Genomic DNA, 24,112 nt, shown 5'->3' with positions numbered 1-24,112 from the left:
CAGAAACAAGACGCTCAGGGGACGTCTTCGGCTCCCTGTGTCCGGCAGTTTTGATCGTGGATCCGTGACCGGACCACGTGTGCGTCCGTTGCCGCCACCTGCGGATCGTACGCGGCCTCAGCAGCGCTCACGCACGTCCACCCGGGCAACACCGGTGCGTTCACCGGCCTTTCCCACCGGCTTGTCTTCCCACGGGTCTCTTCCCACCCGACCGTACGACGGAATCCCCCTACCAGCGGAAGGTTCGCATCCGCATGGCGTGGCGCAATCGGGCGGCCTTGGCCCGCCGGGGCTGGACGCGGTCGCGCAGCGCCCGGGCCTCGGCGAGGTCGCGCAGGAACTGGGCGCGCCGGCGCCGGCGCTCGGCGTCCGTCTCGGGCCGCCGGCAGCCTGTCGCGCTCCCGGCGTCCACGGCGGCGTCGGTCTCATGATCAGGCAGGTCAGGCACAGTCACACCACCCCGGGTCCGTCCCTCCCACTTTCCCTCGGACAGCCGGTTTGATGCCAGCGCGGCGGGCGGCCGGGCGCGGTTACTGTTATGGGCATGCGTCTCCACGTCGTCGACCACCCCCTGGTCGCTCACAAGCTCACCACGCTGCGCGACCAGCGCACCGACTCCGCGACCTTCCGCCGGCTCGCCGACGAACTGGTCACCCTGCTCGCCTACGAGGCCACGCGGGACGTGCGCACCGAGGCCGTCGACGTCCAGACGCCGGTCGCCCGGACCACCGGCGTCAAGCTCGCCCGGCCGCGCCCGCTGGTGGTGCCGATCCTGCGGGCCGGTCTCGGCATGCTGGACGGCATGGTCCGGCTGCTGCCGACCGCCGAGGTGGGCTTCCTGGGCATGATCCGCAACGAGGAGACGTTGCAGGCCTCGACGTACGCCTCACGCATGCCGGAGGACCTCTCGGGCCGCCAGGTGTACGTCCTGGACCCGATGCTGGCGACCGGCGGCACGCTGGTCGCGGCCATCCAGGAGCTGATCAAGCGCGGCGCCGACGACGTCACCGCGGTGGTCCTGCTCGCCGCGCCGGAGGGCGTCGAGCTCATGGAGCGGGAGCTCGCGGGCACCCCGGTCACGGTCGTCACGGCGGCCGTCGACGACCACCTCAACGAGCACGGCTACATCATCCCCGGCCTCGGGGACGCGGGCGACCGGCTGTACGGCGCGGCCGAGTAGGCCCTGTCCGGCGGACCGGGCCGGCTCCGGTCCGCGGTTTCCCGCCGGTGCGTGCCGGGCCCCGCGTGTCCGGCGTGATCCGCCGGACAGGCCCTGGGTCCGGCCCGTTCAGCAGCCCTTCTTCGAGGCGGCGGTCGTCCGCTCCGGTTCACTCAGCCGGGCCAGGGCCTGGTCGGCGGCCGCCCGCTGGGCCAGGCCGCCGAACTTGTCGCCGATGATCAGGTCGAGGCCGGTCCCCTTGCGGCCGGCCTCGGTGCGGCGCTCGGCGCCGGTCAGCTGGGTGGCGAGCACCGGCAGCGAGGTGTCCAGCGCGGAGGCGGGGCCGAGGAGCACTCCGGCGCCCTTGACCTTCTTGTCGTACTCCTTGGGCGCGTTGCCCACGTCACCGATCTTGAAGCCGCGCTTCTTCAGCTCGTCCGCGGTGGCCTTCGCGAGGCCGCTGCGGGTCGTGGCGTTGAAGACGTTCACGGTGATCGTGCGGGGTTCGGGCAGGGCCCTGACGGGCGCCGCGGAAGCCTTCGCGACGGGGCACTCGGCCCTGGTGCCGGTCGCCGCGGACTTCTCGCCGCCGCCGGTGAAGACGTCGATGAGCTGCAGGGTGCCCCAGCCGATCAGGCCGAGCGCGGCGACGGAAGCCACCCCGGCGGCCACAAGCCTGCCGCGTCGCCGGGGAGGGCGCATCCGAGGGTATTTGTCCCCCGTGATCCGGTACTGGCCGCCCATGCCCGGAGGAGTCAGCATGCTCATGAGCGCAGCGTAGTCCGCCCGAGCGGCGATGCCTATTAGATGATCAGCAGACGCCGCTCAGCGGAACCCGAAAGGGGCAACGGCCGTGGCGTGCGGGTCAGTCGAGTTCCAGCACGCGCGCGTGCAGCACCTGGCGCTGCTGGAGGGCGGCGCGCACCGCTCGGTGGAGGCCGTCCTCCAGGTACAGGTCGCCCTGCCACTTCACGACGTGCGCGAAGAGGTCGCCGTAGAACGTCGAGTCCTCGGCCAGCAGGGTCTCCAGATCGAGCTGCTGCTTGGTGGTCACGAGCTGATCGAGGCGGACCGGGCGCGGCGCGACGTCCGCCCACTGCCGGGTGCTTTCCCGGCCGTGGTCGGGGTACGGCCGGCCGTTTCCGATGCGCTTGAAGATCACACGGAAAGCCTACCGGTCCAGACGTTCCGGGCGCAGCCATGGCGCCGCAGTGCGACGCTGGAAATGCCGGAGCGAAGACGCTCATACCGGGCGCTTTCGGAGACAGGGGCCGTGGATGAGTGACAGCGAGACGCTCCCCGCCGAGGCCGAACGGATCCGCGCCGGATACGCCTTCACCGGCCCCGCCCTGGATCTGGGTGCCCTGCTCTCGGACGGCCGGTGCCTCCCCCGGGCGCCGGTGCGCATCCCGCTGCCCATGCCCAACCGGCACGGGCTGGTCGCGGGCGCCACGAGCACCGGCAAGACCAAGACGCTCCAGCTGATCGCCGAGCAACTGTCCGCGCAGGGCGTGCCGGTGTTCCTCGCGGACATCAAGGGCGAGCTCTCCGGCGTCTCCCGGCCGGGCGTGTCGAACGACCGGGTCCAGGGGCGCGCGGCCGAGGTGGGCCAGGCCGACCTCTTCCACGACCTGCCCGAGGTGGGCGACGTCGACCGGCCCAAGCTGGTCTTCTTCTTCGACGAGGCGCATCTGCTGTTCAGCGACGCCTCCAGGGCGTTCCTCGAGTCGATCACCCGGACGGTGCGCCTGATTCGCTCGAAAGGGGTGGGCGTCTTCTTCGTCACCCAGACCCCGAAGGACGTGCCGTCCGACGTCCTCGGCCAGCTCGGCAACCGCTTCCAGCACGCGCTGCGGGCCTTCACCCCGACCAGAAGGCCCTGAAGGCGACCGTGAAGACCTTCCCGGATTCCGCCTACGACCTGGAGGAGCTCCTCACCGGCCTCGGCACCGGCGAGGCCGTGGTGACCGTGCTCAGCGAGACCGGTGCCCCCACCCCGGTCGCCGCTGCCCGGCTGCGCGCCCCGGAGTCCCTGATGGGACCGGTGACGGTCCGGAGCTGGACCGGGCGGTGCGGGAGTCCGCGCTCCACGGACGTTATGCACAGGCTGTGGACGGCGAGTCGGCGTACGAGCGGCTGAGCGAACGGCCGGCCGTCGAGGTACCGGAGCCGGGCCGGCCCCAGGAGGAGGCGCGGGCCCCGGAGGGCGCCCGCACCCCGGAGGCGAAGGCGCCGAAGGAGGAGCCGTCGTTGGTCGAACAGGTGGTGGGGAGCGGCATGTTCAAGTCACTGGCCCGCTCGGTCGGCACCCGGATCGGCCGCGAGATCACCCGCTCCCTGTTCGGTACGGCACGGCGGAGGCGGTGACCGCCTCCGCCGGCTGATCAGCGGCCGTCCTCCTTCGGCCCCTGCGGTCGTGGGTTCGTGTCCTTCGGCCGGGCCGGCGCGCTGCGCCTGGCCTCCGCGCGCAGCAGGGCGCGCAGGACCGCGTACGGGTCTGTGGGCATGGTCGTTCCTCGTCCGGAGCTGACTGGGCCGGGGGGAGCGGCCCGGTCAGCAGCGCAGGACCACAGTCCGCAGCAGGGGTACGGCGCCCGGCGGCCGTGGCACGGCGCGGCCCGGGGGCGCCGCCGCGGGGGCGGGCGCCGGCCCGGGCAGCGGTGCGGGGCGTTCGGGGGCCCCGGCCGGGTGGGAGACGCGGGCGGGCGGCCGCGGCAGGGTGTCCAGGTGGTCGTGCTCGGAGGTGCCGGTCGCCGCGGCCGGGGCGGGCGCCGGCTGGGGCTGTACATGGGCGCCGGGCACCCACACCGCCAGGAGCAGCACGAGCACCCGCAGCCAGGTACGGCTGCGGGGGATGCGCGCGGTCCTGCTCACACCGGGTCTGTGCCCGCCCGGCCACCCCGCCGCATCGCGCCGCGCCCGGGATACGCCCGTTCGGCGTACCGCCGGCCTCACACCGTGCGCGGGACCTGACGGGCCATGCCCCGGACGCGGATCGCGGTGACGATCTCCACGATGCCTACGATCACCAGCCACCAGCCGGCGACCAGGGTCAGCACGGCGACCGAGGTGAAGGGCGAGTCGATCAGCACGATGCCGGCGACGAAGGTGACGATCCCGAGGAAGATCTGCCAGCCCCGGGCATGCATACGGGAGTCGGAGGCGGCGGCCAGGGTCTGGGTGATGCCCCGGATCAGCCAGGCGATGCCGATCCACAGGGCGAGCAGCAGGGACGACTGCATCGGCCCGCGGAAGCAGAACAGGCCCAGCAGGATCGACAGGGCGCCGCTGATGAAGGCGAGCACGCGCAGCGAGGTCCGCTGGTGGGTGCCGAAGGCGGCGGCGAGCTGGAAGACGCCGCTGATGACGAGGTAGAGCCCGAACAGCACCCCGGCGACGAGCAGGGAGGGCCCCGGCCAGATCAGCACCAGGATGCCGAGGATCAGCGAGGCGATCCCGGTGCCGAGGACGGCCTGCCAGGCGGCCCGGGAGAGGGCGTGCAGGGGGCCTTCGAGGGGCGGTTCGGGCTCGTGGTGTCCCTGTGGGGCATGGCCCCCGTGGACGCTCCGGTCGTCGTACTCACGGTCCCAGGAGGGGCCGCCGCTGGGTGCCTCGGTCATGGTTCATGCTCGACTCGTCCCGGGCGGCCCCGCCACCCGGGCGGGACCATCCGGCTGACGTCTACTTCGAGGTCTGCTTCCCGGTGGTCTTCGCCGCCTTGGCGGCCTTGGCCGCCGCCTTCGCCTCCTGCTTGTGCGCCCGTACCTTCGCCAGCGACTCGGGCCCGGTGATGTCGGCGACGGACCGGAAGGACCTCTCCTCCCCGTACGCCCCCGCCGCCTCCCGCCAGCCGGTGGGCCGCACGCCCAGCTGCTTGCCGAGCAGCGCCAGGAAGATCTGCGCCTTCTGCCTGCCGAACCCGGGCAGGTCCTCCAGCCGCTTCAGCAGCGCGGCCCCGTCGCCGGCGTCCCGCCAGACGGCCTCGGCGTCACCGTCGTAGTGCTCGACCAGGTACTGGCACAGCTGCTGGATCCGCTTGGCCATCGAGCCGGGGTAGCGGTGCACGGCGGGCTTCTCCGAGAGCAGCGCGGCGAACGCCTCCGGGTCCATGGCCGCGATCTCGTGGGCGTCCAGGTCCCGGGCGCCCATCCGGCCCGCGATGGTCGCCGGGCCCTTGAACGCCCACTCCATCGGGACCTGCTGGTCCAGCAGCATCCCGGTCAGCGCGGCGAGCGGGCTGCGCCCGAGCAGCGCGTCGGCCTCGGGGTCCTGGGCGAGGTGCACAGTCGCGTCCATGGCTCGATGGTGCCCCGGCGCCGCGCCCGGCGCAGCCGGGCGGCGCCGGGCGCGGTCACATCTCCACGTGCTCCGCGGCCGCCGCCGTCCCGCTCACCCCGGTGGCCTCCGCCGCCGCGCCCTGCAAGGGGGCCAACACCGCCGCCGTCCAGGACGACTTCAACGGCGACGGGTACCGCGACCTGGTCGTCGCAGCGCCCTACGCAGCCAATGGGACAACGGGACTCCTCGACTTGGTGAACGCTGCCCCACTGGACCCGTGGACCCCGCGGAAGGTTGCCCTCCCAGGCCCGCCGGGCGTCGCGTACGATTCGCAGCAACTTAGGCAAGGCTTACCTAAAGCAAAGAGGTGCTCCGAGGTGACCAGCGAGATCCACCGCGATGCCTGGGGCATCCCCCATCTGCGGGCCGCCGACGCCCGCTCCCTGGCCCGCGCCCAGGGCCGGGTGACCGCCCTGGACCGCGCCTGGCAGCTCGAGGTCGAGCGGCACCGGGCCCGGGGCACCTCGGCCTCCTTCCTGGGCGCGGCCGCCCTCCCCTGGGACGTGTTCGCCCGCCGCGCCCGCCTCGACGACACCGCCCGGCGCTGCTTCGGCGCGCTGGAGAGCCGGGACCCCGAGACGTCGGACTGGGTCCGGGCGTACGTCGACGGCGTCAACGAGGGCCTGGCGGACGGCGCCCGCCGGGCACCCGAGTTCGCGCGGTCCGGCCTCGCCCCGGGCCGCTGGGAGCCCTGGACCCCGCTCGGGGTCTGGCTCGCCACGCACATCCTGTTCGCCGGTTTCCCGGCCAAGCTGTGGCGCGAGGAGGCGATACGGCACCTCGGCCCGGAAGCGGCCGGCCTGTTCGCCACCGACGGCCCCGGCACCGCCGGCAGCAACGGCTGGCTCCTGTCCGGCGACCGCACCGACACCGGGCGGCCCATCGTCGCCGGTGACCCGCACCGCTTCATCGAGGACCCGGGCGTCTACCAGCAGATCCGCCTGTCCTGCCCGGAGTTCGACGTCGTCGGCCTCGCCGTCCCCGGCGTCCCCGGCATCGCCCACTTCGGCCACACCGGCACCGTCGCCTGGGCCATCACCAACGCCATGGCCGACTACCAGGACGTCTACCGGGAGCGGCTGCGGCGCACCGGCGCGGGCGTGGAGGCCCTCGGCCCCGACGGGGTCTGGCGCCGGGCACTGCGGCACACGGAGACCGTGGAGGTCGCCGGGGAGGCCCCGGTCGGGATCGAGGTGCTGGAGACCGAGCGGGGACCGGTGATCGCCGGCGGCCCGGAGGGTCTGGAGGCGGGCGTCACGGCCGACCCGCCGAACGGCCGGAACGCCGCCGACGACACCGGCCCGGCCGGGCCGCCCACGCCCACCGCCCTCGCCCTGCGCTACCCGCCCCGCGTCACGGAGGACCTCGGCTTCGGCTGCCTCCTCCCCCTGCTGCGTGCCCGCCGGGTCGGCGACGTCGACCGGGCGCTCGACGGCTGGGCCGAGCCGGTCAACGTCGTGCAGGCCGCCGACACCGAGGGCGGTCTGCTGCACCGGGTCGCCGGCCGCGTCCCCGTGCGCGCGGCGGAGAACCGGGTCCGGGTGGTCCCCGCCTGGCGCCCGGGCCACGAGTGGCGCGGCTGGCACGAGACGCCGTACGCCTCCCTGACCGACGGCATCGCCGTGATGGCCAACCAGCGCGGCCCGGCCGCCCCCCTCGGCGTCGAGTTCGCGCCGCCGCACCGCGCCGACCGCATCCGCGCCCTGCTCCAGGAGCGCCCCACCTGGTCCGCCGCCGACCTGCACACCGTCCACACCGACACCCACCTCGCCTCGGCCGGCCCGCTCCTCGACCGCGTCGCCGCCCTCGACGGCCTCACCCCCGAGGCGGCCCGCCTCCGCGACCGGCTGCTGGCCTGGGACCGCCGCATGGACGCCGGCAGCACCGGCGCCGCGGCCTACGCCGCGGTCCGCACGGCGGTCGTCCGCGGGCTCGCCGCCCACCCGGCGTTCGCCGCCCTCACCGAACCGCCCGCCTACCCCGAGGTCCTGCTCCCCTGGCTGGCCCTCGTCCCGCGTATCGGCCACGCCCTCGAACACCTGCTGACGGCCGAGGAGATGTACGGCGTCGACCGGGACGCCGTCGTACGGGACGCCCTGACGGCGACCGCCGCCGCGGAGCCGGCCGGCACCTGGTCGGACACCCACCGGCTCGCCCCCTGGAAGGCGCTGCCGGGGGAGGCGCCGTACCCGGAACCGGGCCTGGCCGGCGACCACGACTGCGTGCTGTGCACCTCGGCCGTCCCCGGCCTCACCGACCTCGCCGCCCGCGGCCCGGCCGCCCGCTACGTCTGGGACCTCGCCCGCCGCGAGGACAGCCGCTGGGTGGTCCCCTTCGGCGCCGACGGCGTCCCCGGCGCACCGCACCACCGCGACCAGCTCCCCCTTTGGCTCGAGGGGGAACTCGCCCCGGTCGTCACCGACTGGGCCCTGCTCACCCCCGAAGACACCCAGGAGAACGATGTCTGACCTGTTCGAACGGCACATCGACGGCTACGGCACCGTCCGCGTCCGCCCCCTCGACCCGGCGGGCGACGCGCGGCTGCTGCACACCTGGGTGAGCGAGGAGCGCGCCGCGTTCTGGGGCATGGCCGGCCTGACCCGCGCCCAAGTGGCCGAGATCTACGCCCACATGGCGACCCTCGACACCCACCACGCCCACCTCGTCACCAAGGACGGTGAACCGGCCGCCCTGCTGCAGACCTACGAACCCGGCGCCGACCGGGTCGGCGAGACCTACGAAGTCCGCCCCGGCGACATCGGCGTCCACGTTCTCCTCGCCCCCGCCGGACCCGCCGGCCGGCGCCCCGGCTGGACCTCGGCCCTGCTGACCGGGGTCACGGCGTACGCCCTGCTGGGGCTCGGCCGCCGCCGGATCGTGGTCGACCCGGACGTCCGCAACACCAGGGCGGTCGAACGCTTCCGGCGCGAGGGCTTCGAGCAGGGCCCCGCCGTCGTTCTGCCCGAGGTTGACGTCCCCGATGTGTACCTGCCCGAGAAGCACGCCCAACTGGCCTTCCTGGAGCGGGAGGCGGCCTTCCCGGACGATCCGGCCTGACACGCCGCCCGGGCGAGTACCGTGCGTCCGGACACACCGGGCGGCCGGTGCGGTGAGCACGGTGGCCGATCGCCGCGTACGTATGCGGAGGGCTGACGTGCCCGGGGCGCATGCGGCCGCCCGGGCCGGTGGACGGAGGGGTGAGGTGCGCGACGCACACCGGTGGCTGCGGCGGCTGACCGTGCTCGGCACGGGCCTGCTCCTGCTCCTGCTCGGCACCGCGGTCCCCGCCTCGGCCCACGCGGCCCTGCGCGGGACCGACCCCGCCGACGGCACCGTCCTGAAGTCCGCCCCGCGCCGGGTGACGCTGACCTTCACGGAGTCCGTCGGCCTGCTCACCGACTCGTTCCGCGTCTACGACCCGGAGAACCACCGCCTGCGCACCGGCGAGGCCGACCACGCCCCCGGCCGCTCCGACACGGCCCGCGTCCCGCTGCCCGCCGGGCTCGCCACCGGTACCTACACGGTGACCTGGCGGGTGGTCTCGGCGGACAGCCACCCGGTGTCCGGCGCCCTCACCTTCTCGGTGGGCAAGCGCACGGCCGCACCGGCCGCCCTGCTCCCGGACCGCGCGGAGAACCGGGCGACGACGAGCCTTTACGACATCGCGCGCTACCTCGCCTACCTGTCCGTGGCGCTCCTGCTCGGCACGGTGGCGTTCGTGGCGTACTGCCGCCCGCCCGGCCGGGCCCGGCTGTACCGTCCGGCACTGGCCGCCTGGTGGGTCCTGCTCGCCTCGACCGCCGCCCTCTTCCTGCTGAGGGCGCCCTACGAGGAAGGCACCTCTCCCGCACGGGCGTTCGCGCTGTCCTCGCTCACCCGTACGGCCACGACCCGGCCCGGTGAGCTCCTGCTCGCCCGCATGACCCTGCTGCTCCTGGCGGCGGCCTGCGTCGCGCTCCTGCGCGGGGGCCTGCGGCGGCGTGTCCCCCGCCGGGCCCTGCCGGCCCCGGCCGCGCTCGTCTCCGTCGCCCTCGCCCTGACCTGGGCGGCGGCCGAACACGCCTCGGCGGGGCCGCAGGTACCCGTCGCCGTCGTCTCCGCCGCGCTGCACCTGCTGGCCATGGCCGCCTGGCTGGGCGGCCTCGCCGCCCTGCTGCTGATACTGCGCCGGGACGCCGCGGCGGAGCCCGGTCCCGCGGGGGCGCCGGAGCCGGTGGCGCGGACCGTCGCCCGCTTCTCCCGTCTGGCCTTCGCCTCGGTGACGGTCCTCGCGGTGACCGGCGTCTACCAGTCCTGGCGGGGCCTGGGCTCCCTGGAGGCGCTCACCGGCACGACGTACGGACACATCCTGCTGGCCAAGCTGGCGGCGGTTGCGCTGCTCCTCGCGGCCGCCTCCCGCTCCCGGCGCTGGACGGCCCGCCTGGTCGCTCCGGCCCCGGCGGCTCACCCGGCCCGCGTCCCCGAGCCGGCCACCGGCCCGCCGCTGCCCGCCGAACCCCGGCCGGATCCCGGACCGGACATCCCCTCCGTTCCCGAGCCGCACCACCTGCGCCGCCCGGTACTGGCCGAACTCGCCACCGGTGTCGTCGTCCTCGTCCTGACCACCCTCCTGACCAGCACCCTGCCGGGACGGGCGGCGGCCGAGGCGGCGCGGTCCGAGGCGGCCGCACCGGCCGGCATCCCGGCCGCCTCGGTCACCACGATCCCGTTCGACGTCGGCACCCCCGGCGGCCACGGCAAGGTGCAGATCACCCTCGACCCCGGCCGGGTCGGCACGAACTCCGTCCAGGCGGTGGTCTACGGCCCCGACGGCGGCCTGGCCTCCGTCCCCGAACTCCGTCTCGCGATGACCCTCCCCGCCCAGCGGGTCGGCCCCCTGGACGCCAAGGTCACCGACCGCGGCGGCTACTGGGCGGCCGACTCCTTCGCCCTGCCGATCCCCGGAGCGTGGACCATGAGGGTGACGGTGCGGGTGTCGGACGTGGACCAGGTGACCGTGTCGAAGACCGTACGGGTGGTGCGGTGACGGTCCCGGGGGAGAGGGCGAGATGGAGCACGGCGAGCGAGTGGTCATCGAGGACGTGGAGTTCGAAGCCGCGCTGACCGTCCGGTCGGACATCGGCCTGCTGGCCCTGCACGGCTCCAAGGAGGGCGGCACGGCGGAACTGGCCCACGAGGTGGCGGCCCGCACCGGAGCGACCGCACTGGTCTTCACCCAGCCCGCCGGCACTCCGGTCCACATCCCCTCGCACCGGATGTCCGAGGCCCCCTGCGAGGCCCTGCGGAAGTTCCTCTCCCATGTGTCCCTGACCGTCTCCCTGCACGGCCACCTGCGGCCCGACGCCCCCCGCTCGGTCTTCCTGGGCGGCGCCAACCGCGCGGCGGCACTGCTCCTCGGGCGCCCGCTCGCCCTGCTCGCCCCGGCCTTCGACACCGTGACGGATCTGGAGCTCATCCCGGCCGGCCTGCGGGGCCTCAACCCGCGCAACCCCGTGAACCTGACCCGCACGGGAGGCGTCCAGGTGGAACTGCCGCTGGCCGCCCGGACCTCGTGCCCGGAGAAGGTCCAGGGAGCGCCCGAGACACCCCCGCGAGCGGTGGCGGACGCCCTGGCCGCCGGGGTCGGGGAGCTGACGGCGCGGCGGCCGGGCTGACCGGCCGCGCGAGCACTCGGCCCGGCTCACAGCTCCAGGTCGTCGAACTGTTTGAGGAGGAAGTCGACCGGCACGTGTCCGGCGGCGGAGGCCGCGCCGTCGTGCAGCAGCTGCTCCGTCCAGATGACCTTGCCGCGGCTGGTGTACCGGGTGCCCCAGCGCTGGGCGAACTGCGCGACCAGGAACAGGCCCCGGCCGCCCTCGTCCGTCGTCGCCGCCCGCCGCAGCCGTGGCGAGGTACTGCTGCCGTCCGACACCTCGCAGGTCAGACAGCGTCCGTGCAGCAGCCGTACGGTGATGGGCGGAGAGCCGTACCGGATCGCGTTCGTGACCAGCTCGCTGAGGATCAGCTCCGTGGTGAACCCGATCTCCTCCAGCCCCCACTCCCGCAGCGTCTCCCGGCAGCGCGCCCGCGCCGCCGGGACCAGCGCCGGGTCCGCCGGCACGTCCCACTCGGCCACCCGCGAGGGCGGGAACCGCCGGGTGCGGGCCGCCAGCAGCGCGATGTCGTCGGAGGAATGGGCCGGCTTCAGGGTGTCGATCACCGTCCGGCAGGCCTCCTCCGGAGTGCGGTCCCCGAACCCGTCCAGCGCCCGGCGCAGCCGCTCCATGCCGACGTCGATGTCCTGGCCGCGGTCCTCCACCAGGCCGTCCGTGTACAGCAGGAGCTGTGAGCCCTCCGGCAGGGACAGCTCGGCGGTCTCGAAGGGGTAGCCGCCCAGGCCGAGCGGCGCCGACGCCGGTACGCCCGGGCAGGCGACCGCGCCGTCGGGGGTCACGAGCACCGGTTCCGGGTGCCCGGCGCGGGCCATGGTGCAGGCGCCCGTCACGGAGTCGTAGACCGCGTACAGACAGGTCGCCCCGGTCACCACCCCTGCCTCCAGGCCCTCCGCGGCCTCGGGCGCGCCCTCCTCGTTGTCCATGCGGGCGACCATGTCGTCCAGGTTCCCGAGCACCTCGTCCACGGGCAGGTCCAGGGTGGCGAAGTTGTGCACCGCGGTGCGCAGCCGGCCCATCGTCGCCGCCGCGTGCAGTCCGCGGCCGACGACGTCACCCATCACCAGGGCCACCCGGGCGCCGGGCAGCGGGATGACGTCGAACCAGTCGCCGCCCACCCCGCCCTCCGCGGGCAGATACCGCCAGGCGACCTCCAGCGCGTCCTGCTCCGGCTGCCCGCGCGGCAGCAGACTGCGCTGCAGCGTCACCGCCATCGCGTGCTCCCGGGTGAACCGGCGGGCGTTGTCGATCGCGACCGCGGCCCGCGCGGCCAGCTCCTCGGCGAAGGAGAGGTCGTCCGGCTCGAACGGCTTCGACTCGCGCCGCCGGTAGAAGTTCGCCACGCCCAGCGGCACGCCCCGCGCCCGCAGCGGCACGGTCACCAGCGAACGCAGCCCGCACTCCAGGGCCCGCCGGGCTCGCTCCGGGTCCTGCTCCCACCAGCCGGGGGCCTTCCGCAGATCCGCCTCCAGCATGCCGTGCCCCTCCTGCAGCGTCCGCATCTGCGGGGCCAGGGGCGAGAAGTCGATCACATCGCCGACTGGGTACACCGGCACCTTCCGCCGCTCGCCGGCGATCGCCGCGCGCCGCAGATGCCGCCAGCCCTCCGCCGTCGGCTCCCACCCGCGCAGCACCGCGTCGAGCAGGTCCACCGTCACCAGGTCGGCGAACCGCGGCACCGCCACATCGGCCAGCTCCTGGGCCGTACGCTCCACGTCCAGCGTCGTACCGACCCTCACCCCGGCGTCGTACAGCAGGTTCAGCCGCTGCCCCGCGATCTCGGCCCGGCCGGTGATCGCCGCCAGCTCCGTGGTGTCCCGCAGCGTCACCACGCTGCCCCCGCGTCCGGTCCGCGGGTACGTGGGCCGCTTGTTCACCGCCAGCAGCCGGTCCCCCGCGAGATGCACCGCGTCGGTGACCGCCTCGGGTGAGGCCAGCAGCCGCTGTACCGGCTCCGGCAGGTCCAGCTCACGCACCGGACGCCCCCGCGCGTCGTCCGGCAGGCCGAGCAGCCGCATCGCCTCCTCGTTGGCCAGCAGCAGCCGGCCCTCGGCGTCGGTGATCAGCACGCCCTCCCGCACCGCGTGCAGCACCGCCTCGTGGTGCTCGTACAGCTCCGCCAGCTCACCGGGGGCCAGGCCGCGGGTCTGCTGCAGCAGCCGCCGGGACACCAGGGCCGTCCCGGTCACGGCCAGCGCCAGAGCGGCGGCGCCCGCGCCCAGGGTGATCGGGAGCTCCGGCAACCACAGCGCCGCCACGTTCCGGACCGTGATCCCGGCGGAGACCAGCCCGACGACCTTGCCCCGCGCGTCGGTCACCGGGACCACCGCCTGCACGGCCGTCCCCCTGCCCGTCGGCAGCGGCGGCCCGCCGGCCTGCTCGACGACCGTCTTCCCCCGCAGCGCCGGCCCGATGGTGCCGACGAACTTCTTCCCGATCTCGCTCGGGTACGGATAGGTGTAGCGAATGCCCTCCGTGTTCATGGCCACCACGAAGTCGACGCCCGAGCGCTTGCGGGCCGCCTCGGTCCGCGGCTGGAGCACCGCCGTCGGATCCCGGCTCTGCAGCGCCCTGGCCACACCGGGGGCACTGGCGAACGTCTCGGCCGCGACGACCGACTCCCGGCGTCCCTCCCGCAGCGCGTTCTGCGCCGCCTGGAGCACCACGGCCGCCACCGCGGCCAGCACCAGCAGCACCACGACCACGATCTGCAGCAGGAGCACCTGCCCGGCCACGGTGCGCAGGTCCAGCAGGGAGGTACGACCCCTCCGCCGGCGCCCGGCGGACCAGTGCTCCGTCGAGCCCGGAGGCTGCCCGGAAAATACCTCCATATCCCCTTGATAGCACCACTGGCCGCCCCGAGAGCGGGCGAGGCCGCCCTGCTCCGGCCGGACCGCTCGTCACAGTGGGCTGTACCGGCGTCCTCGTGATGCCGTGCCTCCCCGCCCGGTCCTCAGCGGGGTACGGTCAAGGTCCCCGCAGAGCCGGCCCGGTGTGACGGCGCCGTCCGGTGCCGCTGCCGAAGGGCGGGAAAGGGGTCTCGGATGAGCCGGGCGAGCAGCGCGCGGCCCGCGTCGGCCCGGCGGATGTGGCCGCTGTACGCGGCCGGGTTCACCACGGCCTTCGGCGCGCACGGGATCGCCGCGAGCCTCGGCAGTGACACCGAGGGTGCGGTCACCTCTCTGCTGGCACTGGGAGGACTGCTCGCCCTCTACGACGGCGCCGAGGTCGTCCTCAAGCCGGTGTTCGGCACCCTCGCCGACCGGATCGGCGCCCGTCCGGTCCTGCTCGGCGGGCTCGTGGCCTTCGCCGCCGCGTCCGCGCTGTACGCGGTGGTGGACAGCCCAGGCCGGCTGTGGGCGGCGCGCCTCGGGCAGGGCGCCGCGGCCTCCGCGTTCTCGCCGTCCGCCGCCGCGCTCGTCGCCCGGCTGAACCCGGCGGTCGGGCACGGCCGCGCGTTCGGCGGCTACGGCTTCTGCAAGTCCGTCGGCTACACGCTGGGTCCGCTGCTCGGCGGCGTCCTGGTCCGGGTCGGCGGGCTGCGGCTGCTCTTCGCCGTCCTCGCCGTCCTGGGCGCGGTGGTCGCCGTCTGGGCCGCGGCCGCCGTACCCGTCGTGGCCCCGCTGCCCAGGGCCCGGCAGACGGTACTGGACCTGGCCCGGCGGCTGACCGACCCGGCGTTCCTCGTCCCGACGTCCGCGCTGGCCGCGGCGACCGCCGCGCTGTCGGCCGGGGTGGGATTCCTGCCGGTCTCCGGCCGGGCCGCCGGGCTCGGCCCGGTGGCCACCGGTGCCGCCGTGTCGGTGCTGGCCGCGTGCGCGGCGGTCGTCCAGCCGAAGGCCGGACGGGCTCTGGACGAGGGACATCTCACCGCGCGGAGCGGACTCACGGCGGGTCTGCTGCTGGCGGCCGCCGGCTTGGGCTGCGCCATGCTGCCCGGCCTGGCCGGCGTGCTGTCCGCGGCGGCCCTGATCGGCGCCGGCACCGGCCTGATCACCCCGCTGGGCTTCGCCGCCCTGGCCTCCTCGACCCCGGCGGAACGTCTGGGCCAGACCATGGGCGCCGCCGAACTGGGCCGTGAACTCGGCGACGCGGGAGGCCCGCTGCTGGTCGCGGTGGTCGCCTCGTGGACCACCCTCACCCACGGCTACGCGGCCCTGGGCGCCCTGCTCGCCCTCGGCGCGGCGCTGGGCCCCGCCCGTCGCCGTGGCCGGGGGGAGCGGCGGCCCCGGAGCGGTTGAGGCGGGCCCCGGCTCGCTCGTCCTGTGCCGTACCGGTGCCGATTCGCCCGCTGGCCGTGCCGCTCGTCCGTGCCGCTGAGTCGGACCGCCGCAGTGGCCCCAAAAATCGAACACGTGATTGAATTCGGTCATGCGAACGTTTCCCGACGACCTCGCGCAGGCTCAAAAGGAGTGGAGCGCCACGTACCGGCAGCTCGCCGGACATCCTGGCCGCACCGATCTGCGCCGGCGTCTGTACCGGCTGTCGACCCAGACGTTCTTCCATCCGTACTGGCAGTGCAGGCGTCCCGGCCCCGCGGCGTGGTGGGAACTGCGTGAACTGGGGCGGGCGGACGGGCCCGTGAACGAGCGGCTTCACCGATGACGCGCTGGAACGCGGGCCCTGATGTCCCGGACGAGTCCGAAGGCGCGTCCTCCGGGCCGATCCGTGTGACCGTGCATCCGCCGTCGCCCTCAGGAGGCCGACGCGTGCGCGTGGACGGGGAATTCCTCGGCCTGGCCCACAACATGGCCGACATCGTCGAGTTCCTCCGCCGGGCCGGACTGGAGATCGACCCGGCGGACGTGGCCGCGGCCCCGTGGATCGACTGGCGCGGAGCGGGGCCGCAGTGGTGGGGCCCGGAGACGGCCGGCTGACGGCTGCCGGCCGTCGGGTGTGCTCACAGGCGAGGTCGGGAGGATGCCAATCGCTCAGGCCGGCAGTGCGGCCTCCAGTTCTGCCGGTTCCACCGCGTCGAGCTCGACCGCCGTGGCCTCGGCCGAGTCCCGGATCGAAGCCGGGCGGCCTGCGCCCGGTACCGGGATGACCGACGGAGAGGTGTCGCCGCCGCAGCGGGCCAGGGCGCGGGCGATGAGGAGTTCGTTGTGGCCGCGCTCGTCGGCGTGCCAGTGGTGGCTGTCGGCGGTGTCGATGAGCGTGACGCCGGCGTCGAGGGCGGCGTGGACGGTCGCGCGTCGGCCGCGCGGGAGAAGGTGAAGCCCAGTCGCTTGGCGCGGGTGTTCCTCGCCGTGCTGCGCGACTGCGACCACCCCTCGGTCGTGACGCTGGTCCAGGCCCTTCGGGAGCAGGTGGCGGCGGCCGGCGGGAGATGACCTTCAGGAGCCGCCCGGCTTCGGAGACGACGACTGAGACGGAAAACGTCGAAGGCCCCACTGCGAGCAGTGGGGCCTTCGACATCGTGCCCGGTGAGGCACTGGCGGAGGATACGAGATTCGAACTCGTGAGGGGTTGCCCCCAACACGCTGTCACAGTGACCGACAGGTCCGCTGGCCGTCGGCCCCAGCGAGTGTCAGTCCTGGTGCCTGGCGGCGTCGATCTCGGTGATCAGCGCCACGATGCGGGTCTTGATCTCGTCGCGGATGGGCCGGACGGCCTCGACACCCTTGCCGGCCGGGTCCTCCAGGGCCCAGTCGAGGTACTTCTTGCCCGGGAAGATCGGGCAGGCGTCGCCGCAGCCCATGGTGATGACGTAGTCGGACGCCTGGACGGCCTCGGTGGTGAGGATCTTCGGCTTGGCCTCGGAGATGTCGACGCCGATTTCCTTCATGGCCTCGACCGCGGCGGGGTTGACCTGGTCGCCGGGGATGGAACCGGCGGAGCGGACCTCGATCCGGTCGCCCGCGAGGTCGGAGAGGAATCCGGCGGCCATCTGCGAGCGCCCGGCGTTGTGGACGCAGACGAACAGTACGGAGGCGAGCGGGCTGGAGGACATCGGTTCTTCCTTCATGAGCGGACCGAGCGGGCCTCTTCGGACCGTCGCCGTCGGTACGTGGGATACGGCTCCCTTGGATCAGCCTGCACTGGTATCAGTCCAGGCTGATGTGAAAGTATCAGCCCATGCTGACGTCAGTCGATACTGATCTGATTCGGGTGCTGGCCGACCCGCTCAGGCTCCAGATCGTCACCTTGCTCGCCAAGGAGACGCTCTGCACCACGCACCTGATCGAGGAGACGGGGGCCAAGCAGACCAACCTCTCCAACCACCTCAAAGTGCTGCGCGAGGCCGGGGTGGTGGAGACGGAGCCATGCGGCCGGTTCACCTACTACCGGCTCAGGCCCGACGTCATCGCTTCGCTGGCGGGTCAGTTCGCCGACCTTGCGGAGACCGCGCGAGCCACCGCCGAGAACAACACCAAGCGGTCCTGCCCCTGAGTCGGCCTCCGTCCCGGCGCAGCGTCCCGTCACCATTCGCACGCATCGAGGAGACCTGTTGAGCGCCACCGAGGCCGCTGAGCACGAAAGAGCAGAAGAGTCCCCCATAGCCCCGGCCGACCGGCCTCAGCCTGCCCCAGGTGCCACCCCGCCCCAGATCCCTCCGCTGCTCGCCAGGGCGGCGGCCGAGCTGGTCGGCACGGCGGCACTCGTGGCGGTCGTGGTCGGCTCCGGCATCCAGGCCACCGAACTGACCAAGGATGTCGGCCTCCAGCTGCTGGCCAACTCCACGGCCACCGTCTTCGGCCTCGGCGTCCTGATCACCCTGCTCGGCCCCATTTCCGGCGCACACTTCAACCCGGCCGTCACCCTGGCCGAGTGGTGGACCGCCCGGCGTGGCGGCGCCGGCGTGAGCCTGCGCGAGCTGGGTGTCTACGTCCCCGCGCAGATCGTCGGCGCGATCGCGGGCTCCATCCTGGCCGATGCGATGTTCGGCGAGCCGCTGGTCAAGTGGTCCACCCACGACCGATCCGACGGGCACCTTCTTCTCGGTGAGGTGGTTGCGACCGCGGGGCTGATCCTGCTGATCTTCGGTCTCGCCCGCACCGACCGGCTTCACTTCGCCTCCGTCGCGGTCGCCTCCTACATTGGCGCCGCGTACTGGTTCACCTCGTCCACGTCCTTCGCCAACCCGGCGGTGACAGTCGGCCGTGCCTTCACCGACACCTTCGCGGGCATCGCTCCCGGCTCGGTCGCGGGCTTCGTCGCCATGCAGCTGATCGGCGCCGTGGTCGGCCTGGCGCTCGTGGCTCTCATCTTCCAGTCGGCCCGGAAGGCTGGTGAGTGACCACGGCGTCTTGACGGGTGGTGATCGGCGGCCGTCTGTGCTCGCCGATCGCCGCAACGGGGCGAGCGTCAGACCGCAGCGGGTGCGAAGGTCAGCAGCTTGCCCATCGCTGCCAGTACCGACGGCTCGACCCGGTAGTACACCCACGTGCCGCGCCGCTCGGAGGTCAGCAACCCGGCTTCCTTGAGCTTCTTCAGATGGTGGGAGACGGTCGGCTGGGAGACGCCGACATCAGAGATGTCGCACACGCACGCTTCCCCGCCCTCATGGGAAGCCACGGCGGAGAACAAGCGCAGCCGGACCGGGTCGCCCAACGCCTTGAACATCCGCGCGGCCGTCTCGGCCTCGTCTGCGGTGAAGGGCCGCTCGGTGAGCGGCGGGCAGCACGGCGCCACGGCGTCGGCAGGCTCAGGCTCTATCAGCGGCAGGACCCTCGTATTCGACATCTGTCTATGTTGACACATGTCGAAACCAAGAGGCCAGGGCCGGATGGCACAGCTCGGCCGCCAGGGCTTCCAAGGCTGCCACCGGTGGTCACTTTCGCCTTCGCGTCTTCCTCTGCGGGCTCGGATTCGATGAATGTCTATGTTGACGTTCATCGAATCGGGTGCCATGCTGGCGGCGCAACACATCGACAAACGTCGAAACAAGCAAGGAGTCGCCGTGAACGCGCCCGTCACCACCGAGCTGCCCGTCGTCGTCATCGGAGCCGGACCTACCGGTCTGGCCGCCGCCGCCCATCTGGTTCAGCGCGGTATCGAGCCGCTGGTGCTGGAAGCCGGTCCGGCCGCCGGTGCGGCTGTGCGCGAGTGGTCGCACGTGCGGCTGTTCTCCACGTGGGGCGAAGTGGTTGACCCCGCCGCCGAAAAGCTCCTCGCCCCCACCGGCTGGAGCAAGCCGGACGCGGGCACCTACCCGTCGGGCGGGGACTGGGCCGACCTCTACCTGAAGCCCATCGCGGACGCGCTCGGCGACAAGGTCCGCACCGGCGCCCGGGTGACCGGCGTCTCGCGCACCGGCCGCGACCGGATCGTCGACGCCGACCGCGAAGCACAGCCCTTCGTCGTCCACGTCGAGCACACCGACGGCCGGGAAGAGCGCCTGTTCGCCCGCGCCGTCATCGACGCATCCGGCACCTGGACCCTCCCCAGCCCCGCCGGCGGCAGCGGCCTTCCGGCCCTCGGCGAGCGGGCAGCCGCCGAGCACATCACCTACCGCGTCCCCGACCTCAAGGACCCTGCCGTACGCGCCGGGTACACGGGCAAGCGCACCGCCGTCATCGGCTCCGGAGCCTCCGCCTTCACCGCGCTCGCCTACCTCGCCGACCTGGCCAAGACCGACGGCACCACGGAAACGAAGGCCGTGTGGATCCTGCGCCGAGGCATCTCCGGGTCGACCTTCGGCGGCGGCACCGCCGACCAGCTCCCGGCCCGCGGCGCGCTCGGCCTGGCGGCTAAGGCAGCAGTGGACGACGGGCACGCGGACGCGGTCACAGGCTTCCGCACCGAGGTGATCGAGCGCGACGGGAACGGCCGCCTGGTCCTGGTCGCCGAGGACGGCCGCCGCCTGGAGCCGGTGGACGAGGTAATCGTGCTAACCGGCTTCCGCCCCGACCTGTCCTTCCTGTCGGAGATCCGCCTCGGCCTGGACGAACGCCTCCAGGCCCCGACCGCGCTCGCCCCGCTGATCGACCCCAACCAGCACTCCTGCGGCACCGTCTACCCGCACGGCCACCAGGAGCTGGCCCACCCGGAACAGGGCGTCTACCTGGTCGGCATGAAGTCCTACGGCCGCGCCCCGACGTTCCTCGCGATGACCGGCTATGAGCAGGTCCGCTCCGTCGTGGCCGCCATCGCCGGCGACCTCGAGTCCGCCAACCGCGTCGAACTCACCCTCCCGGAAACCGGGGTGTGCGGCGGAGCGGGCCTCTTCGACGCCCCCGAAGCAGACCAGACCGGCGGCGGATGCTGCGCCCCGGCACCCCAGCTGATCCAGCTCGGCGCGAACGCCCGCGCCGAAGAAGCTGCCGCGGGCGGCTGCTGCGGCTCGTGAGCAGTCTCAACACCCGCCGCCGCGGGGTCGCGACCGGATCGGGGGACCGGTCGCGGCCCCGCGCGGTTCTGCCTGCCCTCTGCCTCACCCAGATCACCAGCTGGGGCATCGTCTACTACGCCTTCCCCGTCCTCGACCCACAGATCAACGCTGAGACGGGCTGGTCCACCAGCGCGACCACCGCAGCGTTTTCCTGCGCCCTGATCGTCTCCGCGCTCGCTGGTATCCGCGTCGGCCGTGTACTCGACCGGCGCGGCCCGCGTACGGTCATGACCGCCGGATCGGTACTAGGGGCGGTCAGCCTCGTCGTAGTCGCCGTGGCCCCGAACCCCTGGCTCTTCGTGACCGGTTGGGCCTTGGCCGGGCTTGCGATGGCCTCCACCTTCTACCAGCCTGCATTCGCTGCACTCACACGCCTTCACACGCCACACGGGCCCAACGGCTCGCACTGCGCTGCTCATCGCTCTCGGGGGCGTCACGACCGCCGCCTTCGCCGCCGTGCCCGGCCCTTACGCGTTGGTGCTGGTCGTGTCCGTCGCGGCCGACATGGTCCGCGGAAACCTGACCCTGCTCCAAGCGACCGCCATCACCGACAGATGGGGCGCCACTCACTACGGCCGCTTGTCCGGACTGCTCGCAGCACCCGCAACCACGGCCGCAGCCCTGGCCCCCCTCGTCGGAGCCGCCCTCGCACCACTCCTCGGCGGATACATCCACCTGTTCGCGCTACTCTCCGTCGCTTCTCTGATCGCGGCGCTGCTCGCGCCCCGGACACGTTCGCATGGGGCCTGACGGCCATCGTCCGGCGTCGTCGATGCAGAGGGCTTTTGATCCGTAGCTCTATGTGGATCGGTCAGAGACGGTCATTGCAGTTGCTGCGCAGTCCCGCACGGTGGCTGCCGGACGCTTGTGGTTGCTGTACTTCCCTGCTGTACGGGGCAAGGCAGCCACCCTACCTTTGTTCCTTTATGTAGCGATTGGCGATATCTTGTCAGGTGAGTGGTCTGTTCGTCGTCCGACGAACGCCACGCGGCGGTGGGGCTCGCCGTACCCGAACCGCGGCATTCGGTGCCGCCAACAGTCCCTACTCGTGAAGTGATCTGTTGCCCCGTTCGTGGGCCCGCGCGAGTAGGAGGGTTACGGCATGAGAAGGAAGCGCATCGTAGCCCGCGCCATCTGTCAGTTCCGTGGGCGAGCGCAGGGGTGTGTGTCCGGCGCAAACGCTGCGGAGCGCGGCTGTCAGGCCGCGTGCGTGACAGCCAGGAGGGCACCATGATGCCGACGGAGAAGGCCCTGCAACTGACGATCTTCATCGAGGAATGCGACACCTGGCATCACAGGCCGCTGTACGCCGAGATCGTGCATCGGGCCCATGAGGCGGGGCTGGCTGGGGCGACCGTCCTTCGCGGTGTGGAGGGATTCGGGGCTTCCTCGGTGATGCACGGTTTCCGGCTGCTGTCGATCAAGCAGGATCTACCGCTGGCCATCGTGATCATCGACGACGAGGAGCGAATCCGCCGTTTCCTGCCGACACTGCGGGAACTGATCGACGAAGGACTCGTGATCGTCGAGGACGTCGAGGTCGTGCCTTGTGCAGTACCGCGGCAGGCGCAGGGCGGAGTAAGGGCCTGAAGGCGATGTCGGCAGTGTTCCGGCGTCCGGCGCCGACTGCCGGCTACCCGAATACTGCCTGGGCGAAGGTCAGACCGAGGAATACGGCCCCGAGTCCGGCGATGACCGAGGCCACCACGTTGGCCACCGCGAGAAACCGTGCTCCAGTCTCGGCCAGACTCAGCGTCTCGTAGGAGAACGTGGAATACGTGGTCAGGGCCCCGCATAGGCCTGTGCCCAGAAAGAGCTGCACGTCTTGCGGCGCAGCCCCGGCCAGGGCCGCACCGGTCAGCGCGCCCAGGATCACCGACCCGGTGACGTTCGCGGCGAAGGTGCCCCACGGAAAGGCGGTGTCGTGGCGGGCCTGGACCGTCCGGTCGATGAGGTACCGCATAGGGGCGCCGATGACGCCGCCCAGTGCGACGAGCAGGAACCTCATGTGCTCGCGGCTTCCCGACCTTTGTAGTGGACCACTTCGACCTCTTGTACGGTGACCAGGCCTTCGATGCCCAGCTCCTCCAACTGTGGCATGAAGGACCGGATCCTTTCCTCCTCATCGACGATGACGACCGTCGTCGGCAGGTCGTCGGCCATGGACAGCAGCCTTGTCGTATGCACGACTGAAGTCGCCCCAAAACCCTCCACGCCGCGGAACACCGTCGCCCCGGCCAGCCCCGCTTCGCGCGCGCGGTGCACAATCTCCGTGAACAGGGGCTTGTGATGCCACATGTCGGTGTCATCGACAAAGATCGTCATGCGCAGCGCGCGTCCGCTGAGTCTCATTTCGATCCCCTCATCACCAGGACAACACGGCGGGCGATGACCACGCCGATCTTCACGGCGACCATTGCGAAGACCACGGTCGCCACCAGGTAGGCCAAGGCGATGCCGGCCCTGTCCTCGCGCACCAAGCGCTCAATGTCGGCGCAGTAGGTGGAGAAGGTCGTGAAGCCACCAAGGACCCCCGTGGCAAAGAACGGGCGCAGCAACGGATGAGCGGTCCACCCCTCGGTGATCGCCACCAGGAACACGCCGATGATCAGGCACCCGACAGCGTTCACGCCCAGCGTCGTCCACGGGAAATCCGCCTTGTCCGTCGGCCACACCAACGCAGCCGCATAGCGGGCACAGGCTCCTACCGCTCCGCCCGCGGCGACAACTGTGAGCACCTGCAATTGCCTGTGACGAGCGTCCCGGCGCTGCCTCGCCTCTTCCGCGGCGGAGATTTCCACCGCGGTCGCCGCAGGATGCTGGGCTCGTTGATCACTCACGTCGTCTTCCCCCACACGCCGCTGCACATGGCCCTTGTGGGGCTACTTCTGCCCGTAACCAGCACTGACAGCGGTTGCTCAAGCGCTGCACCGCCGCCCGGCCATCAGGCCGCTTCCCGGACAAATTCCACCTTAAGCCTTGGGTCAGGTGGTGCAGCAGGGCGCCGATCACGACAACCTTGAAAACCGTCGTGCCGCGAGTTGAACGCGGTCGTAGGCGGGAGGCCGGGGCTCTCCTGCGCAGGCGCCGAGGACACACCGCCCGCCTGGGCCACCACATAACTACTCACCGACGTGATCCGCTCCGCCGCCCGACTCGCCGAGACACCCGGCCCCGTCCTCGACGGCCAGGCCTACACCTTCAGCTTCGGTGAACAGCTCGACATCCGCCCCATCCGCTCCGCCGACTTCGCGGGCACCTCGGAACTGTCCAGCCGCGCCGTGGCCGCCTACATCGCCAAGTACGCCACCAAGGGCGCCGAGACCGCAGGCACTTTGGACCGCCCCATCCGCAACCCCATCACGGACCTGATCGGCTCCGGCGTCACCGACCACGCCCGGCGCATGATCCATGACGGTCGAAGAGGCCGCGCGACGGCTCCGGATCGGCCGTACGACGTGCTTCCGGCTCGTCATGTCCGGCGAGATCGAGTCCGTGACCGTGGGGCGGCTGCGGCGGGTTCCGGTCGACGCCCTCTCTGTGTACGTGGCGGAGCTGCGGCGCCCGGCTGCCGCTGCGTAGGGGGAGGGGACACGGGAGAGCAGAAGCGCACCCGTCAACCCAACGGGG

Annotated in this window: 26 protein-coding genes and 5 pseudogenes; 17 read left to right on the top strand and 14 right to left on the bottom strand. The window is 72.7% G+C overall.

The features are described 5' to 3' along the window. Positions 1-229: 229 nt before the first annotated feature. Positions 230-412 carry a hypothetical protein gene (locus tag AB0924_RS33735; protein WP_358939385.1) on the bottom strand — a complete coding sequence of 61 codons (183 nt, stop codon included), beginning with the start codon at positions 410-412 and terminating at the stop codon, positions 230-232. 132 nt (positions 413-544) lie between these two features. On the opposite strand from AB0924_RS33735, the gene upp reads away from it, so the two are divergent. Next, positions 545-1,180, top strand: coding sequence for a uracil phosphoribosyltransferase (gene upp / locus AB0924_RS33730; RefSeq protein ID WP_358939343.1), 636 nt, complete (start codon positions 545-547; stop codon positions 1,178-1,180). 108 nt (positions 1,181-1,288) lie between these two features. Here the strand turns inward: upp and AB0924_RS33725 are convergent, their stop codons facing one another. Further along, positions 1,289-1,927 carry a LytR C-terminal domain-containing protein gene (locus tag AB0924_RS33725; protein WP_358939345.1) on the bottom strand — a complete coding sequence of 213 codons (639 nt, stop codon included), beginning with the start codon at positions 1,925-1,927 and terminating at the stop codon, positions 1,289-1,291. A gap of 97 nt (positions 1,928-2,024) precedes the next feature. After that, entirely contained in the window at positions 2,025-2,321 is a 297-nt protein-coding gene (locus AB0924_RS33720; protein WP_004943146.1) for a type II toxin-antitoxin system VapB family antitoxin, read from the bottom strand. Positions 2,322-2,436: 115 nt separating this feature from the next. Between AB0924_RS33720 and AB0924_RS33715 the strand changes: the two are divergent. Next, a pseudogene (locus tag AB0924_RS33715) lies at positions 2,437-3,526 on the top strand (helicase HerA-like domain-containing protein). Positions 3,527-3,543: 17 nt separating this feature from the next. Here the strand turns inward: AB0924_RS33715 and AB0924_RS33710 are convergent. The 4 genes from AB0924_RS33710 to AB0924_RS33695 all read right to left on the bottom strand — a co-directional run bounded on the left by AB0924_RS33710 (position 3,544) and on the right by AB0924_RS33695 (position 5,455). Then, complete coding sequence (locus AB0924_RS33710; protein WP_358939349.1) at positions 3,544-3,666, bottom strand: hypothetical protein; 123 nt, start codon at positions 3,664-3,666, stop codon at positions 3,544-3,546. Positions 3,667-3,712: 46 nt separating this feature from the next. After that, positions 3,713-4,033: a hypothetical protein gene (locus AB0924_RS33705; protein ID WP_366913496.1), complete on the bottom strand. Its 321-nt coding sequence runs from the start codon at positions 4,031-4,033 to the stop codon at positions 3,713-3,715. A gap of 77 nt (positions 4,034-4,110) precedes the next feature. Continuing rightward, positions 4,111-4,779, bottom strand: a complete 669-nt coding sequence (locus AB0924_RS33700) for an HdeD family acid-resistance protein (protein ID WP_366913495.1) — start codon at positions 4,777-4,779, stop codon at positions 4,111-4,113. Between the two features lie 61 nt (positions 4,780-4,840). Next, entirely contained in the window at positions 4,841-5,455 is a 615-nt protein-coding gene (locus tag AB0924_RS33695; RefSeq protein ID WP_358939355.1) for an HhH-GPD-type base excision DNA repair protein, read from the bottom strand. A gap of 101 nt (positions 5,456-5,556) precedes the next feature. Here AB0924_RS33695 and AB0924_RS33690 point away from each other — a divergent pair. The 5 genes and pseudogenes from AB0924_RS33690 to AB0924_RS33670 all read left to right on the top strand — a co-directional run. Continuing rightward, positions 5,557-5,655 (top strand): annotated as a pseudogene (locus AB0924_RS33690) (FG-GAP repeat protein); the annotation flags it as partial. A 159-nt stretch (positions 5,656-5,814) separates the two neighbouring features. Further along, entirely contained in the window at positions 5,815-7,965 is a 2,151-nt protein-coding gene (locus AB0924_RS33685) for a penicillin acylase family protein (protein WP_366913512.1), read from the top strand. Next, positions 7,958-8,554 (top strand): GNAT family N-acetyltransferase, encoded by a 597-nt coding sequence (locus AB0924_RS33680; RefSeq protein ID WP_358939357.1) that lies wholly within the window; start codon positions 7,958-7,960, stop codon positions 8,552-8,554. Before AB0924_RS33685 ends, AB0924_RS33680 begins: the two co-directional genes overlap by 8 nt. A 145-nt stretch (positions 8,555-8,699) precedes the next feature. Next, entirely contained in the window at positions 8,700-10,523 is a 1,824-nt protein-coding gene (locus tag AB0924_RS33675) for a copper resistance CopC family protein (protein ID WP_366913494.1), read from the top strand. Between the two features lie 22 nt (positions 10,524-10,545). After that, on the top strand, positions 10,546-11,151 hold the full coding sequence (locus AB0924_RS33670) for a poly-gamma-glutamate hydrolase family protein (protein ID WP_366913493.1): 606 nt from the start codon (positions 10,546-10,548) through the stop codon (positions 11,149-11,151). Positions 11,152-11,177: 26 nt separating this feature from the next. Here AB0924_RS33670 and AB0924_RS33665 read toward each other — a convergent pair whose 3' ends face one another. Further along, complete coding sequence (locus AB0924_RS33665) at positions 11,178-13,979, bottom strand: SpoIIE family protein phosphatase (protein WP_366913492.1); 2,802 nt, start codon at positions 13,977-13,979, stop codon at positions 11,178-11,180. A gap of 213 nt (positions 13,980-14,192) precedes the next feature. Between AB0924_RS33665 and AB0924_RS33660 the strand changes: the two genes are divergently transcribed. The 3 genes from AB0924_RS33660 to AB0924_RS33650 all read left to right on the top strand — a co-directional run bounded on the left by AB0924_RS33660 (position 14,193) and on the right by AB0924_RS33650 (position 16,025). Further along, positions 14,193-15,389 (top strand): MFS transporter, encoded by a 1,197-nt coding sequence (locus AB0924_RS33660; protein WP_366913491.1) that lies wholly within the window; start codon positions 14,193-14,195, stop codon positions 15,387-15,389. Between the two features lie 130 nt (positions 15,390-15,519). Further along, entirely contained in the window at positions 15,520-15,753 is a 234-nt protein-coding gene (locus AB0924_RS33655) for a hypothetical protein (protein WP_366913490.1), read from the top strand. A gap of 65 nt (positions 15,754-15,818) precedes the next feature. Beyond that, the gene (locus AB0924_RS33650) at positions 15,819-16,025 is read left to right on the top strand and encodes a hypothetical protein (RefSeq protein WP_358939389.1); all 207 of its coding nucleotides are present in this window, start codon (positions 15,819-15,821) and stop codon (positions 16,023-16,025) included. A gap of 198 nt (positions 16,026-16,223) precedes the next feature. Here AB0924_RS33650 and AB0924_RS33645 read toward each other — a convergent pair. Together AB0924_RS33645 and AB0924_RS33640 are read right to left on the bottom strand one after the other, a co-directional pair. Then, a pseudogene (locus AB0924_RS33645) lies at positions 16,224-16,340 on the bottom strand (aldo/keto reductase); the annotation flags it as partial. A 338-nt stretch (positions 16,341-16,678) separates the two neighbouring features. Beyond that, complete coding sequence (locus AB0924_RS33640; RefSeq protein WP_358939369.1) at positions 16,679-17,101, bottom strand: arsenate reductase ArsC; 423 nt, start codon at positions 17,099-17,101, stop codon at positions 16,679-16,681. Positions 17,102-17,226: 125 nt separating this feature from the next. Here AB0924_RS33640 and AB0924_RS33635 point away from each other — a divergent pair, with 125 nt between their 5' ends. Beyond that, complete coding sequence (locus AB0924_RS33635) at positions 17,227-17,541, top strand: metalloregulator ArsR/SmtB family transcription factor (protein ID WP_358939372.1); 315 nt, start codon at positions 17,227-17,229, stop codon at positions 17,539-17,541. 106 nt (positions 17,542-17,647) lie between these two features. Further along, positions 17,648-18,388: an MIP/aquaporin family protein gene (locus AB0924_RS33630; protein ID WP_358939391.1), complete on the top strand. Its 741-nt coding sequence runs from the start codon at positions 17,648-17,650 to the stop codon at positions 18,386-18,388. Positions 18,389-18,456: 68 nt separating this feature from the next. Here the strand turns inward: AB0924_RS33630 and AB0924_RS33625 are convergent, their stop codons facing one another. Next, complete coding sequence (locus tag AB0924_RS33625; protein ID WP_358939374.1) at positions 18,457-18,834, bottom strand: metalloregulator ArsR/SmtB family transcription factor; 378 nt, start codon at positions 18,832-18,834, stop codon at positions 18,457-18,459. Positions 18,835-19,051: 217 nt separating this feature from the next. Between AB0924_RS33625 and AB0924_RS33620 the strand changes: the two genes are divergently transcribed. The 3 genes and pseudogenes from AB0924_RS33620 (at position 19,052) to AB0924_RS33610 (ending at position 22,072) form a co-directional block, all read left to right on the top strand. Continuing rightward, complete coding sequence (locus AB0924_RS33620) at positions 19,052-20,440, top strand: FAD-dependent oxidoreductase (protein ID WP_358939376.1); 1,389 nt, start codon at positions 19,052-19,054, stop codon at positions 20,438-20,440. Next, a pseudogene (locus AB0924_RS33615) lies at positions 20,437-21,232 on the top strand (MFS transporter). The gene AB0924_RS33620 and the pseudogene AB0924_RS33615 overlap by 4 nt, the downstream one beginning before the upstream one ends. A gap of 480 nt (positions 21,233-21,712) precedes the next feature. Continuing rightward, a complete protein-coding gene (locus tag AB0924_RS33610) occupies positions 21,713-22,072 on the top strand; it encodes a DUF190 domain-containing protein (RefSeq protein WP_366913489.1) in 360 nt (119 codons plus the stop codon). A 43-nt stretch (positions 22,073-22,115) separates the two neighbouring features. Here AB0924_RS33610 and crcB (AB0924_RS33605) read toward each other — a convergent pair whose 3' ends face one another. Genes crcB (AB0924_RS33605) through crcB (AB0924_RS33595) form a run of 3 tightly spaced genes read right to left on the bottom strand, consistent with a single transcriptional unit; the run spans position 22,116 to position 23,277 of the window. Then, positions 22,116-22,490 (bottom strand): fluoride efflux transporter CrcB, encoded by a 375-nt coding sequence (crcB, locus tag AB0924_RS33605; RefSeq protein ID WP_358939510.1) that lies wholly within the window; start codon positions 22,488-22,490, stop codon positions 22,116-22,118. Next, positions 22,487-22,834, bottom strand: coding sequence for a DUF190 domain-containing protein (locus AB0924_RS33600; protein WP_366913488.1), 348 nt, complete (start codon positions 22,832-22,834; stop codon positions 22,487-22,489). Before AB0924_RS33600 ends, crcB (AB0924_RS33605) begins: the two co-directional genes overlap by 4 nt. Further along, a complete protein-coding gene (crcB, locus tag AB0924_RS33595) occupies positions 22,831-23,277 on the bottom strand; it encodes a fluoride efflux transporter CrcB (RefSeq protein WP_366913511.1) in 447 nt (148 codons plus the stop codon). Before crcB (AB0924_RS33595) ends, AB0924_RS33600 begins: the two co-directional genes overlap by 4 nt. Positions 23,278-23,565: 288 nt before the next feature. On the opposite strand from crcB (AB0924_RS33595), the pseudogene AB0924_RS33590 reads away from it, so the two are divergent. Continuing rightward, positions 23,566-23,892: pseudogene (locus AB0924_RS33590) on the top strand (replication initiator); the annotation flags it as partial. A gap of 1 nt (position 23,893) precedes the next feature. Next, positions 23,894-24,064, top strand: coding sequence for an excisionase family DNA-binding protein (locus AB0924_RS33585; RefSeq protein WP_366913510.1), 171 nt, complete (start codon positions 23,894-23,896; stop codon positions 24,062-24,064). Positions 24,065-24,112 lie beyond the last annotated feature (48 nt).

Source organism: Streptomyces sp. NPDC047869 (assembly GCF_040704065.1).
Lineage (GTDB): Bacteria > Actinomycetota > Actinomycetes > Streptomycetales > Streptomycetaceae > Streptomyces.
The sequence above is the reverse complement of the archived record's forward strand: the minus strand, read 5'-3'. Positions and strand labels throughout refer to the sequence as shown.